13 protein-coding genes and 1 pseudogene are annotated in these 13,706 nt (G+C 39.3%); 7 read left to right on the top strand and 7 right to left on the bottom strand.

Annotated elements, in window-relative coordinates; translation table 11 throughout:
• Window positions 1-66: 66 nt before the first annotated feature.
• The 5 genes and pseudogenes from AB986_RS08370 to AB986_RS08350 form a co-directional block, all read right to left on the bottom strand.
• Window positions 67-1,605: pseudogene (locus tag AB986_RS08370) on the bottom strand (multicopper oxidase family protein).
• Between the two features lie 290 nt (window positions 1,606-1,895).
• Window positions 1,896-2,231 carry a DUF1433 domain-containing protein gene (locus AB986_RS08365; protein WP_048310397.1) on the bottom strand — a complete coding sequence of 112 codons (336 nt, stop codon included), beginning with the start codon at window positions 2,229-2,231 and terminating at the stop codon, window positions 1,896-1,898.
• Window positions 2,232-2,272: 41 nt separating this feature from the next.
• Entirely contained in the window at window positions 2,273-2,602 is a 330-nt protein-coding gene (locus AB986_RS08360) for a hypothetical protein (RefSeq protein WP_048310396.1), read from the bottom strand.
• A 70-nt stretch (window positions 2,603-2,672) separates the two neighbouring features.
• On the bottom strand, window positions 2,673-2,903 hold the full coding sequence (locus AB986_RS08355) for a hypothetical protein (RefSeq protein ID WP_048310395.1): 231 nt from the start codon (window positions 2,901-2,903) through the stop codon (window positions 2,673-2,675).
• A 177-nt stretch (window positions 2,904-3,080) separates the two neighbouring features.
• The gene (locus tag AB986_RS08350; RefSeq protein WP_048310394.1) at window positions 3,081-3,371 is read right to left on the bottom strand and encodes a DUF1433 domain-containing protein; all 291 of its coding nucleotides are present in this window, start codon (window positions 3,369-3,371) and stop codon (window positions 3,081-3,083) included.
• Between the two features lie 91 nt (window positions 3,372-3,462).
• Here AB986_RS08350 and AB986_RS08345 point away from each other — a divergent pair, with 91 nt between their 5' ends.
• From AB986_RS08345 to AB986_RS08330, 5 genes are all read left to right on the top strand, one after another.
• On the top strand, window positions 3,463-4,866 hold the full coding sequence (locus tag AB986_RS08345; protein WP_048310393.1) for a Tle-like phospholipase domain-containing protein: 1,404 nt from the start codon (window positions 3,463-3,465) through the stop codon (window positions 4,864-4,866).
• An 18-nt stretch (window positions 4,867-4,884) separates the two neighbouring features.
• Window positions 4,885-5,187 carry a hypothetical protein gene (locus AB986_RS08340; protein ID WP_048310392.1) on the top strand — a complete coding sequence of 101 codons (303 nt, stop codon included), beginning with the start codon at window positions 4,885-4,887 and terminating at the stop codon, window positions 5,185-5,187.
• A 473-nt stretch (window positions 5,188-5,660) separates the two neighbouring features.
• The gene (locus tag AB986_RS22690; protein ID WP_053216088.1) at window positions 5,661-5,903 is read left to right on the top strand and encodes a hypothetical protein; all 243 of its coding nucleotides are present in this window, start codon (window positions 5,661-5,663) and stop codon (window positions 5,901-5,903) included.
• Window positions 5,904-6,029: 126 nt separating this feature from the next.
• Window positions 6,030-6,176, top strand: coding sequence for a hypothetical protein (locus tag AB986_RS22685; RefSeq protein WP_236690325.1), 147 nt, complete (start codon window positions 6,030-6,032; stop codon window positions 6,174-6,176).
• Between the two features lie 392 nt (window positions 6,177-6,568).
• Window positions 6,569-9,739: a DUF3427 domain-containing protein gene (locus AB986_RS08330; protein ID WP_048310391.1), complete on the top strand. Its 3,171-nt coding sequence runs from the start codon at window positions 6,569-6,571 to the stop codon at window positions 9,737-9,739.
• On the opposite strand, the gene mutT is transcribed toward AB986_RS08330, so the two are convergent.
• A complete protein-coding gene (gene mutT, locus AB986_RS08325; protein ID WP_048310390.1) occupies window positions 9,728-10,120 on the bottom strand; it encodes an 8-oxo-dGTP diphosphatase MutT in 393 nt (130 codons plus the stop codon). The two genes, AB986_RS08330 and mutT, sit on opposite strands and share 12 nt — an antisense overlap.
• 78 nt (window positions 10,121-10,198) lie before the next feature.
• Between mutT and AB986_RS08320 the strand changes: the two genes are divergently transcribed.
• Both AB986_RS08320 and AB986_RS08315 read left to right on the top strand, forming a co-directional pair.
• Complete coding sequence (locus AB986_RS08320; protein WP_048310389.1) at window positions 10,199-10,522, top strand: nucleoside triphosphate pyrophosphohydrolase; 324 nt, start codon at window positions 10,199-10,201, stop codon at window positions 10,520-10,522.
• A gap of 85 nt (window positions 10,523-10,607) precedes the next feature.
• Window positions 10,608-11,486, top strand: coding sequence for a phosphorothioated DNA-binding restriction endonuclease (locus tag AB986_RS08315; protein ID WP_048310388.1), 879 nt, complete (start codon window positions 10,608-10,610; stop codon window positions 11,484-11,486).
• Between the two features lie 172 nt (window positions 11,487-11,658).
• Here the strand turns inward: AB986_RS08315 and AB986_RS08310 are convergent, their stop codons facing one another.
• Complete coding sequence (locus AB986_RS08310; RefSeq protein WP_048310387.1) at window positions 11,659-13,503, bottom strand: PDDEXK-like family protein; 1,845 nt, start codon at window positions 13,501-13,503, stop codon at window positions 11,659-11,661.
• Window positions 13,504-13,706 lie beyond the last annotated feature (203 nt).

Below are 13,706 nucleotides of genomic sequence, written 5' to 3'. Positions count from 1 at the left end.
AATGAAGAGGATAGTAGACTTTTGCAGAATAAGAAGAGGGATCAGACACGTGCCTGACCCCTCTTCTTATCCTTTACCCACAACTACGTAAGGGCGCATCATTTCGTAATCTTCGTGTTCGAGAATATGACAGTGCCAGACGAACAATCCGGCATACGGTTCAAACTTCATGATAATCCGTGTGATTTCCTTAGGATTTGCTCTTACTGTATCCTTCCAACCCTGCTCATTCAGATCTGGTTTCATCCGTTGTCCTGTAGGTACGATTCTTCCTTCGTTCTCATACACCTCAGCATCAAAGGGCTGCCGATCCAGAATTTGAAACTTAACAAGGTGGAGGTGAATAGGGTGTGTGGCATTTGAAACATTGACTAGACTCCAGATCTACACATCGCCTAAGCGAGGCTTTTCAGTAATCGGATCCGTCCACAGCTCATTGTTTAATAGATGGATGGAGCGTCCGTATTCATCTGGTCGCATGCTGAGGAGAAGGTTTCTCTCATTGTTGGATTGTACTGGATTCATCCCATGATAAGTAGATAAGTTTTGTGGGACGTTACTATGATCAAGAGAAGAGAGGTGTTTCTTAACGCGAAACTGCATAACAACACCGGTCGTTTTCGGAGTCGGTAACTTTCCTTGAGGAAAAGGAGAAGCAGCGCCATTTCTCATCACGATCTCCACACCTGCAGAAGAACTGAAATCAATGACCACATCCGCACGCTCCGCCGGCGCAAGCAACAAGTTCGTGACAGGGACAGGATGCTCTAACAATCCTTGATCCGTTCCAATTTGAAGAAAAGGTAGATCGTTCGAAAGCTATAACCCATAAAACCTCGCATTCGCTCCATTCAAAATCCGAAATCTGTACTTGCGAGGTTCAACCTCGATAAAAGGCCATACCTTCCCATTAACAAGATTCATCTTCCCGAAAAAGTCAGGTAAGACAGAAGGATCAACACCTTCAACAGGCGGACTGGGTTCCGCTGGATAGTACAGTGATCCATCCGCACGAAAGGACCGATCTTGTAAGACGAGCGGGATATCAAACTCACCATCCGGTAACCCGAGTGACAGCTCCTCTTCGTCATGCAAAATATACATACCAGCAAGCCCCGCATAGATGTTCAACCGGGTAATCCCCATCGCATGATCATGATACCAGAGGTTCGTCGCAGCCTGATCGTTCGGATACTCATAAACAGCATTCGTAAAATAACGCCCAACCTGTTGAAACCCAGGAGTAAACCACGCCTCTGGATACCCATCGCTCGTATCAGGCGTCACCCCACCATGAAGGTGAACAACTGTCCGAACTTCAGGAGCACCATGATCAGCTCCATGAACCGTCGTATCAATCGGAAGAAAATGCTTCTCAGGAAGCGCACTTCGCCAAAGAACCCGAATCGGCTGCCCTCGAAACACGTGAAACGTAGGCCCAGGAAAGAGACCGTTATACCCCCATATTCGGGTTGAAGGTAGATCTCGATGGAGCTTCTGCATGCTTTATTTCATTGTTACATCATAATAGGGAATCTGATTTTTCATCATAAGAGGCTGAATCACTGGCATGATGGGGAGGCGATCCACAAACTTTTCGAGCATGTGTGCCACTCCTTTCAAAGCGGTGCTTTTGTTTATCATATGTTTTGGGGGTGAGATCTTTCGTGGTTGAGGGGAATCATGGGGGACGATTCTCATGATTTTTTTGCGGTGTGGGTTGTTGGGGGTAATTAAAATGATTCTAGTTAGCTAATAAAATATGAATTTGGCCAATATATTTCGATTTTGGACAATAAAAAAGCAAAATGGCCAATATAATCGAATTTTAGCCAATAAAGGGGACCTCACTCGTAATAGGAGGGGAAACTGAGAGAAAAGACGTCCATGTTCACTTAGTAATCACATGTTTTTTCGATACATTCCTGCTTACGTTCAGGGAATTCCTCACCTTTTCCAATGCTACCGACCGAAAAGTCGTTTTCGACTTCGACATCGATCGAAAAGGTTGCTTTTTCATTCCCATTTACTATCCCAGAGATCATCATTCCGCCCATCGGACTAGTTGTGTCCTTATCAAACTCGATCTGATCAATATCCTTATAATTGTGAATTAAGTAGCTTTCAACTGTATCTCTTGCTTTTGAGATCGTTTCATCATCAGTTGCGTTCTCATTACAGCCTGATAGGAGGACTAATAATGAGATAAGACAGATGTAGACGCTTTTCAATAAAATCATATCCTCACATGTTGAATTTGCTGAAGGTTCGGTCACTCACAAATCCGTTCTTTACAAGCTTCTTTCATCTCGGGAAAGTCTTCACCTAATCCTAAACTTCCGACAGAGAAATCATTCTCTATTCCAGCCGAGAACCTGGCTGCACCTCCATTAACCGTTCCATCTACATTTAGGCCACCCATCTCGCTCTGATAAACTCTAGTCATTTCAACGGAGTCGATCTCTTCATAGTTACTCGTGATGAATTCTTCAACGGAAGCTTTTGCTTTTTCTTTTGTTTCGTTGTCATAATCGTCGCTATGCGTATTCACATTACAAGCTGCTAATAGGAGAAGAACGACGATAAGTAATAAAAATCGCATTTTAGAAATTGGATTTCCTCCTTATGCATTGAATCTAATATCTAGAAAGCCTAATTTTTGTGGGAAAGAGTTAATAGTCACATATCCTCTCCACGCATTCTTCTTTCTTTTCAGGAAATTTTTCACTTTGTATCGCAACCCCAGCCACCATAAGATCAGTGTCCAGGCTTACAGAAAAAGCTTCACCGTTTGCTTGTGCTTCTTTAACTGTTTCTCCGCTGTATTTTTCAGTACTGGAGTTCACGGAGCATCCAGCTACTATAATTAGAATTGAGATGGTTAAAACTTCAATTGTCTTCATATACAACACCTCGGGTTGATGAATAGGGATGATTTTGTGTATAAATACCAATTAGTTATTACTACATTATGTGTTTCGCTAAATTATAACTCTAATAGCGCAGTAATTCATTCCAAAAAGAAAGCCTGCTTTCACAGAAGTAATCTGAGGCAACAGGCTGAGAGAGCATTAAATTTATTATTTACTTACTTCATAATCACAGGAGTGGTCTCTACATTCTTCCTTAGGCTCTGGAAAGCCTTCACCCATTCCAACACTTCCAACTGTGAAATCATCATTCACACCGATGTTAAATGTAGCTTTTTGATTAACGGTACCTTCAAGGACAAGTCTACCCATCGGTGCCGAAGGAGAATCTTTAAACTCTACGCTTTCGACATTTTGATAATTATTAATAATGTAACTTTCTACGCTTGCTTTAGCTTTATCGATCGTTTCTTCACTATAGTCTTCACTGTTAGAGTTCACACTGCAGCCTCCTAATAGTATAATAATGGAAAGGACTAAGATGAGTCGAGAATACAAATAATCACCTCATTTAATATTTGGAGTGAAGTTAATGAAGAAAATTAGAGATACTGAAGCTGCTGAGATTTCTGAACAAACTTATTTCGACGACGTTAAGAAAATACAAACAGAAATAAAAAATTATGGAAAGGATATATGGCATCCCATTGATACGATAAAGGATGATTATACAGGCCTCTTTGGTTATGTATTAAAAAGTGAAAAGACTGGACAAATCGTCATCAGTTTTCGCGGTACAGAAATGCCAGAATCAGTAACTACTAAAGTTGAAACTAAATATGTTGGTTCTCCTTCCCAAGACGCGATGTTAGCGACCGGTGAAGCAAGTATTGAAAATGGAAATCTCGTATATGAAAAAAATGCGATCAGTAAAGGAGAACTTGCTGAATCGAATAAAGATGTCAAAGAAGACCTCGAAGGCATCGTTTTAGGCAATTCCAATTATACCAAAAAGAGGTATGGGACAACAGACTATTTAGGAACTCCTTCCCAGGATGCAAGTCTAGCAAGTGGTCGAGCTGAACTTGATTCAAAAGCTGGCACCATATCGTATGTTCACAAAAATCAGTTTACCGAAGCGAAAGAAAAAGTAGATCATTATGTGGAGAAATTTGGCGCAAAAAACATTACGTTTGTCGGTCATTCACTTGGTGGTGGATTAGCGCAGTATTTTGCTGTAACCAACGATTCCAATGCCATAACGTTTGCATCTGCAGACATATATTCACTTTTAACGCCCGAGCAACAGCATAATGCTATTAATGGTGAGTACAAGGATAACGTAATCACCTATACATACCCAGATGATGTGGTAGGTACTTATTATGAGAAATCTGTTGGTTCCGTTTATTATATGAATGATCCTAGTCAAGCCGAAATGGTCGGGGTTTCCATGCACGGGATTAAAAATTACTTAGATTCAAGTTTATATGACGATGAAGGTTACTTTGTGCCACAAGTGCTTTTTGACGAAAAACTCCAAAGTCAACTATCCCTATCCCCACTTGCCCTTAAAAACAGTGGTGTCTCTGACTTCCATATCCAAATCCAAGAAAGCTTAATGGAAATGTATGTGCAAGAAATGAAGCAGAGCGAGGAGCAAATTGAAGCAACGAAACAGGCGTTGCTAGATTTCCTTAATGTGTACATGAACTCAATGCGCGATATGAAAAGCAAATACATGAATGCAGTAGGAAGCGGGCAATTCGATAAATTAAATGCGTCAGACGTAGAGGGTTACTTTCACGAGTTTACGAAAGCACCAGTAGACGGTGTGCCGATGTTATTTGATATCCAGATGTTCGATAGCTTAATGGCATCACTTGGTGATACGCATCAAGACACAGCGGATATTGCTTACAATATGGAGCGAATGAGTACTGACTTGATGCAAGCTGATCAATTTCTTGCGCAATGGCTACGGTACGGATCTTAAAGATAAGAAGGTGAAGAAATGGACTTTGATTTTGACTGGTGGAACGATTACTGGGAAAGGCAGCGACAAAAGGATGCCTTAAGGGCCCAGATCAAAAGTGATCTTGAATCGGAAGCAAATCTCTTAACCTACCATCTCGAACATTGTTACGCGGTCGGTTTGCTTAGTGAACGCCATAAAGCGATCCTTAACCAGATTGAGCATAACTTTGATGGTCAGGCGAATAAGGCGCTGGTGCAGCGGTTCAAAGAAAATGAATTGAAGTTAATTAAGATGAAGATGATGTATGAAATGTTGCATGACAGTATTAAGGTAAGGTGAGGGACGTCTCTGTGTAGGGGATGTCTTTTTATTTTTGTGTTTAATAGGGTGTATGTTAATTAGGCGAAAGTTTTTTCTAGATGAAAATGAGTCGACTTAGTTCGACTTAAACCGGGTGGTGACAGGCACTCATAACTATAACTTCTACTCAAATGAAGTAAAGCGATAGAAGGTGAAGTAATTAGGAGGAGTGAGATGCTTTATTATGAGACCATTTATAAAGTAAGGTTTTCCTCTTCGATAAATGAAACAATAGTACAATGAAAACAAGATCATACAATAAATGGAAGCGGTGATTTGATGAATCAAAATGTGTTAACCATCCCTGCAAGTGGAACCATTAAGATCATAATAGAAATAGTACATTTAGATATATTGGAGGGATTATAGTGGCCATCGTTACCTATTAAAAATTTACTAGTTTTAAAGAATCAATTCATTCCCTAACAAATCCTGTTGATCAGGAAGAGCTAATGAACAAAACTTTCTTACTTGAACGAGACGAGAAAAAGAACTTGGAAATGTATTATGCTCCGTTCGAACATGTGAATGAACATGCGAAAATCGTAATTGTCGGAATTACTCCTGGACTTCATCAGATGAAGAAATCATTTGAAATAGTTTGGAATAATGGCGATGAAGTAATTGGAGATGAAGAGGTTTTAGAAAAGGTAAAGAATCATTCCGGTTTCGAAGGTCCGATGAGGAAAACTTGATTACGATGTTAGATGAATTGAATCTACATACATTCTTAAACCTGCCGTCTACTAGTGAACTGTTTGGTCCCGCCAGTCATCTCGTCCAAACCACTTCTGGTGCCTTAAGGTGTCAATGTAACGAAAGTGCTGATGCATTTAGCTGAAAATAACTTGATTTCAGCTAACTCCATCGTAAACGGATTTCCACATCCTTCAGGCGAAAATGGTCATCGTCAATTTGAGGTAAATAAAGAAAGAATGAAAGAAACAATCGAACGGTACTTTAGCTAAAGATAGGGTTCTTTTTATGATTGGCAGTTTTAGCACAAATACCAGTGCATGAAACGGTGGTTACTTCTAGTGAAAAAGGAATGTACGCACCGTAACAGGATTTCTTACAGAGTAAGTCGTTAGAAATCGGTATAGTGAACTTAACATTTAAGAAGATATAAAGCATACTCGGTTTTCTATTACCGAAGTCAGCATCTACCCACTCAGCTTCGGGCAAAGTGTTCCTTAGACTTTATAAAAAGTAGTCTATTTTGAAAATGTAAATCTGTTAAACTATGGATGGAGAAAGAGTAATTAACATCTAATTTGTTTAGAAATCAATAATTTTGCACTCGTTATCATATTACTAAAATCAAAATATAGATTTGAAATTTGCTCTAAGGAAGGTAACTATGACCGAGAAACCAGGTACATATGAAGAACTCAAACAAACCAACAAACACTACCCAACCAACCAGAAACAATCCATATTACTACCAACCGAATATAGAGAGGCTTTAATCCATAAGAGTGCATTTGCAATCGGTCAGAAATACAAGGGATTGCTAGAGGAGGGAAACGTAGATGAGGCGATAGCCTTTACTCACAAAGTTCTTCAGCTTGTTGGGCAAGAAAATAAAAATCTTTTCTTACCTTTATCAAACGTACTCTATCGTTACGATGATCAAGAAATCCCTGAGCTAGAAAACCAACACTTATCTTCAATAGAACTGATCTCAAACGAAAAGCTGAAGATGAAAAACCTGTTTAAATCATTGAAATTTGAGATGCTATCAGCGGATTCGGTCTCCTTTATGGTGAGTTTCATTCGAATGTCTGGCTTACAGCTACTGATTCGGCCATTAACTGAATTGCATCAACGTGGGATAAAGGTGAGGATTTTAACCTCATTTTATATGAACGTGACGGAAGCAAAGGCACTACAAAAGCTGCTCGAGTTTTCAAATGTGGAAGTGCGTATATTCGATTCTGGAAGAGAGTCGTTTCATACGAAGGGTTACCTGTTTGAACGTGCGTCTGGATTGCATACAGGGATAATCGGTTCATCGAATTTGTCACATGCTGCCTTGATCAACGGGCATGAATGGAATGTGAAAGTTCCGGATTCTAGTTATCTACCAATCTACAAACAGGCTATGGAAAAGTTTCAGAAGGCTTGGAATGATGAACAATCACATGTTTTAACAGAGGAGTTGCTTAATCGATATCAACGCCATTTAAATGGTAAGGAAACGAAGCCTGTCATCCGCCCTTCTTTCCAAATTTCACAAGTGGCAGAAAGTAAAGTTTCATACTCACGGCACCCTGACATTGAACCTAATGATATGCAGAAGAAAGCCTTACAAGCACTGAAGCATATGCGTGAGAATGGCAATTGTAAAGGAGTAGTGATTGCAGCAACAGGAACGGGAAAAACCTATTTGTCAGCCTTTGATGTATTTAAAGTGAAGCCTAAGCGCATGCTTTTTCTCGCACATCGGGAGGAATTGCTGGACAACGCAAAGGGAACTTTTGAAAAGGTGTTTAACAACAGTCATTTATGTGGGAAGTTAACTGGAAAAGAAAAAGACATCCATCAACCGTTTTTATTTAGTACCGTTCAGTCGCTACACTCTGATCAGGCGCTTCATCAGTTTCATTCGAATGAATTTGATTACATTATTGTAGATGAATTTCATCATGCGGAGGCTCCTTCGTATACGAAGATCTTAAACTATTTTGAACCAACTTTTTTGCTAGGGTTAACGGCAACTCCTGAACGAATGGATGGACGTGATGTGCTTGCACTATGTGATTACAATGTAGTGTATGAGATACGACTACGTGATGCACTTGAAACGGAATTAATAGCGCCTTTTCATTACTTTGGATTAGCGGATGATACAGTTGATTACAATGAAATTGGTTTACGAAATGGCTTATTAAATGAACGTCAACTTGTAAAAGCGTTGAAGACAAATGAACGTGTTGACTATGTGCATCAAATGATTAATCGTTATGGATTTGATGGAGAGCAGCTTATTGGATTAGGTTTTTGTGCAACGATTGAGCATGCAACATTCATGAGCGAATCATTTAACCGTTTAGGGTATGTGACGACGGTGCTCACAGGAAATGATTCTCCTGAATATAGAAGACAGGTCATTCAGCAGCTTGAAGATAACGAAGATTCACTACAGATGATTTTCTCGGTTAATATTTTTAACGAGGGGATAGATATTCCTCGACTCAATCTTATCTTATTTCTAAGACCAACAGAATCTTCAACGGTATTCATCCAGCAGCTAGGACGAGGTTTACGAAAGGTCGAAGGGAAAGAGTTTGTTACCATTCTTGACTTTATCGGGAACTATCAAAAGTCGTTTATCGTGCCATTGGCACTTGCTGGAGAGACCAATTCACGTGCTTTTGATAAGGATACGCTTCGTATTGCTGTTCAGCATGAGTTTGCCGATCTACCAGGCGCTTCTTATGTTGATCTTGATCAAGTCTCTCAAAAGCGTATTTTAGAAAAGATCGATAGCATCCGTATGGATTTGCTTGCGATGCTAACAAGTCTCTATGCGCAGTTTAAGCGAGAGCTTGGAAGATCGCCAGAGGTGATTGACTTTCTTTATTCTGAAAGTGCCCCAAATCTGCATTTCTTTGTTAATCGCTTAGGGTCTTGGGTGAAAACGAAGAAAAAAATGAAGGATCTTTCTATTGTAGATGAAGTTATTTTAGAGAATGAACAGGTAAATGAGCTGTTTGAGCGAATGGAGAATATGTATCCGTTAAAGTGGCCATATGAGTTCGCTATTTTGGAAGCAGCTACAGAAGTTTCTGTAGTTCAACTTTCACATGTGCTTCAAGTTATTCAGCGTCGGTTTGGTATCCCGCCGGATGATGTAAAACATGGAAGCTTAATTCATGATGCGATGGTCAAATTAACTAAGGGGTATAAAAAGCACAAGCATGTTATCGGCACTATTGAAGAGAATGGATTCATGATAGATAGAAGCTTACATGAAGCTTTATCAAGTGAAAATATTCGTGAAAGATTCATGGAACGGATCGAGTATGGAATTGTGGAGTTTCGTCGAACCTTTAAAGCAGATCGTTTTCTAGGGGAAGGCGAGCGTGTAATTCGCTATCAAAACTATTCGCGTAATGATCTGATCTTCTTATTTCAAGCGGGTGTCCAGGAGGGGACTTGGCGTGAAGGTGTAAGTCGAGCCCGGAACCACTATCTTCTATTCATAAACTTAAATAAAGACGCAGCGGTCTCGGACCATCTTCACTATAAAGATTATTTTATAGATCAGCGTCATTTCCATTGGCAAAGTCAGAACCAAACGTCTCACAATTCATCTGTTGGACAAGCTTATGTTCATCATAAGGAAAATAACATTCACATTCATTTATTTGTTCGTAAGTTTGATAGTATGCACGGAATGACGCTTCCATTTACGTACTTAGGAGAAGTCGATTATGTTTCAAGTCATGGAGACAAACCGATGAACATTAAATGGAAAATTCATCATCCCGTGCCAGAGGATTTGTTTATTGATTTAATTCGATAAAAGCTTATCAATTGTTGGAATATCAGCAGGAGCCCATTCAAGTGAACGTAGGTCACGCTTCGGAACCCATTGTAACTTAGCATGTTCTTTTGCTTTCGGTTCTCCGCTAATAATAGTTGATTCATATGTAAGAAGATTAACAATAACATTCGGGTATTCATGAACGACTTCTTCAACCTTTTCATAAACCTGAATTTCACAGTCTAGCTCTTCTTCAATTTCGCGAACTAACGTTTGTTCAGGTGTTTCGCCTTCCTCAATCTTCCCGCCTGGAAACTCCCATAAGTTTGGTAGAGACATGGTCGGAGAGCGAAGGGCACAAAGGAATTCATCTTGTTCGTTACGGATGATGGCACCGACTACTTTTACTTTTTTCATGATTAATTTGCAACTCCTTTTCCAATTCAGCTAGTCTTATATTATCATTTAAATAACCTACAAGCGAAGGAGAGAAGGGAAATGCCTACCTACAATAAGCTAGTTAGAGACCGCATTCCAGAAATCATTCGTACAAACGGAAACAAGTTCAATACTAGGATTCTCGATGAATCTGAGTACAAAGAAGAGCTGCAGCTGAAGCTAAAAGAAGAACTTCAAGAGTACCTTGAGGCAAAGGAAGATAGTCATGCCGTTGAAGAGTTGGCAGATATGCTGGAGCTGATCTATTCATTAGTTGAGGTTCATCATTCTTCTTTTGATGAGTTGGAAGAAGTACGTAGGGATAAAAGGCAAGCACGCGGTGGATTTGATGATCGGGTTTATTTAATAGATGTGAAGGACTGAAATTGTAGATAGTCTCCTGTTTAAAAGAAAATTGAATTTAGAAAAATACAGCTACTAAGTGCACAAGTACAAGGAGCACGAATCAATGAAGGAAACCACTTTGAAAGAAAACATTAACTCACTAAGTATCTGGAAAAAAGGCAATCAGCGTGCCCCTCATAAACCACTTCTCCTCCTTTATACACTTGCCAGATTGCAAAGTGATCAGTCACAGTTCATTCCATATAAAGAAGTGAAAGAAAAATTAACCAGTCTATTAATCGAGTTTGGTCCTAAGCGAAAGTCCTATCATCCAGAAGAGCCGTTTGTAAGGTTAAAGCATGATGGGATATGGGAGTTAAGGTCAAGATTAGAGCTAGACACTCGTAATCCAAACAATCGATTACTATTAGATCATCATGTAAGTGGGGGATTTACTGATGAAGTCTACCATTTGCTAAAAGATAACCATCAGCTCTTATGCGAAGTGGCAGATATTCTACTCAGGAATCACTTTCCAGAAACGTTGCACGAGGATATTTTGGCTCATGTTGGACTGGATCTAGAATATAAAGGTAAGCGTTCAAGAAATCCTTACTTCCGAGAAAGAATACTAAAAGCCTATGAATATAGCTGTGAGGTTTGTGGGTTTAATGTTCGACTTGGAGACAAGCTTGTTGGCGTGGAAGCAGCACATATTAAATGGCATCAGGCTGGTGGACCTGATATTGAAAACAATGGGATTGCACTTTGTTCCATGCATCATAAACTGTTTGATCGAGGAGTCTTTACGTTGTCAGAGGAAAATACGTTTCTCGTAGCTGAGCAGGCACACGGGACGAGCGGTTTTCAGGAGTGGCTACTGCAATTTCATGGAAGGGATATTCGACGTCCGATTCATCCGGATTACTTGCCTGAGGATCGCTTTTTGAACTGGCATGTGAGAGAAGTGTTTAAGGGGCCAGAACGGTACTATACAATTTAATGTGTACTACTCCATGCAGGAATTATTGTTAATGCAGTTCTAGGAACCGGAGTGTTAGCGTTCTTTAGTCTTATTCAGCTATCGTTTAGTTGTTCTAATTAATTATTAGATTTGAAAAAGGGTAACTTCAAAGATTGAGGTTACCCTTTACAATAGTCATAGTTAAAACAAATTAGATGCTTATCTTTTCAAGTATCTCCAACACCCTTTGATTTCCCTCCTGATTATATAGATACTCCATCACCGTTAACACTTCATCAACGTTCTCCCAATCTTGCACAACCCTTGCCTTTGAAAACACTCTAGTGTATTTTGCAGTTGGTAACTTTGATCTTGGATGTATTGTCATTCCGTTCGCTTCAAGTTCTTCAATAACTGCTAATCGTAAATCAGGCTGGATCGGACCCAATTCCAAAACTAACTTTAAGCGGTCATCTTTTAAGCGTTCAAACCAAAAAATGAATACACTGTTTAACCACCAATTTTCCACTGGTAATCCGTAGGTTTTTTCCAACTCGCGGATTGTTTGGGTTACAAATGAACTATTCCGGTGTGTGAAACGATAATTTTCTGAATGGAGTTTGTGTATAGCTACAAACTGTTCAAATGCTTGTTCTGGAATGGAGACTGAGTTATTTCTTTGGGATACCTCTTTAACATCATTTGCTTTTATTTCTTGAGATTGAATGGCTTCAACTGCTAATGCAATCTTTTTAAAGGTATTCATTGTTTCGTTTGTTTGATAGAGGTATTCAATTCCATCTAGAACATCTTCTTTATTTGCCCAATCGGTTATATCTACTTTTTGTGTATGTATTCTTGTGAACTTACTACCTTCAATTTTGGCTTTTGGATTTATTCGTATTTCCTGTGCTTCAAGCGCATGTATGAAAGAAAGTCTTTTCTCAAAAGGAAGTGGACCAACTTCAATCGTGAGCTTTAACCGTTCATCCCACGTTCTTTCATACCACACAACTAATCCATGACCGAGCCAATAAGAGAAGGTGGGCTCTCCTATGATTTCTTTAAATTCAACCCAATCAGGAAGAATAAAGGAAGGGAGTCGTGAATCTGCTTGATAGGCTTCTTCAGGAAAGTCTTCATTTTTGGCAAAGGTTAAGAATGCCTGACGGAGGACATTGCTACCAATGCGGTATACATAATCGATTGTTTGTTTTTGCTTTACGTATATACGTTTCAGCGTAGTACGAGTCTCGTCTTCAATTGAGTCTATTTGTCTAAATAACTCATTGTATCTATGGTGCTTCCTTAATTCGTCATGATGTGTAGCATAAAGGAGGTCAATCGCGTGCTGATTCGTCTTGTAGACATCAAGAGCTAACCGGACGGCTTCACTATCTTCCACTAATTCTTCCTTTAATATCGATACATAATAAGTTAAGAAATCATAGACTCTGTCTGCGATAGACTCACGGTTAAGAGTAAGTTGAACTTGAATGATATCGAGTAGATCGCTGTAATCGAGCACCCAGTATTTTGCATGGGAGGGTGCTACATTATTTAGAGTTAGGAAGATCGGGATGATAGTGTATCCTTTTTCCTCGTAAAGCGTAGAAATATAGCTTAAGTAATCATCTAATTGGCCCTCTGATTCTCCAGCATGGAATTTGTTTTCAATAATAAAAACGGTTTTCTGATCATCTGATTTTGCGACAAGATCAATATAACGACCTGTTGTCGTGCGAACTTCACGAAACACTTCAAGATCGGAGTAAGAAGCGAAATGGTAATTAACATAGTCAATGGATTCATCTAGAATTCGTTCTTCATTCTCAGCACGAGTGAAAATGCGAGAAAGAACTTTTTTAACAAAAAAGTCACCAAGGTTATGATTTTCTGATGGATCTAATAACCAGGCGAGTACATTCGAATGTCTGATTTCAAACTGTTCAATACGTAGAACTTTTAGCGGATTAAAGCTATTAAACTTGCTGTTTAATTGGGCAAAGGCTTTAGAATGATCAAGGTGTGCGATTGAGTCTAAAGAATAGGTCATAGTTATCTCCTAAGCGATTATTAATACTTCATATTCTAGTATAGTTTATGTTTTGAGAGATAAATACAAGAAATCCCATATTAACAATTAATGATAATTAATAGTACACAGTAAACACCCCTTAACTTTCCTCCTATTCAAACCGATAGTAATATATGTAAATGATCAATCGGTGAGATAGGAGCAAGCATCATGGTATCATT

This window comes from Guptibacillus hwajinpoensis (genome assembly GCF_001039475.1).
Lineage (GTDB): Bacteria > Bacillota > Bacilli > Bacillales > Guptibacillaceae > Guptibacillus > Guptibacillus hwajinpoensis.
This window is presented reverse-complemented; position numbering and strand designations above follow the sequence as displayed.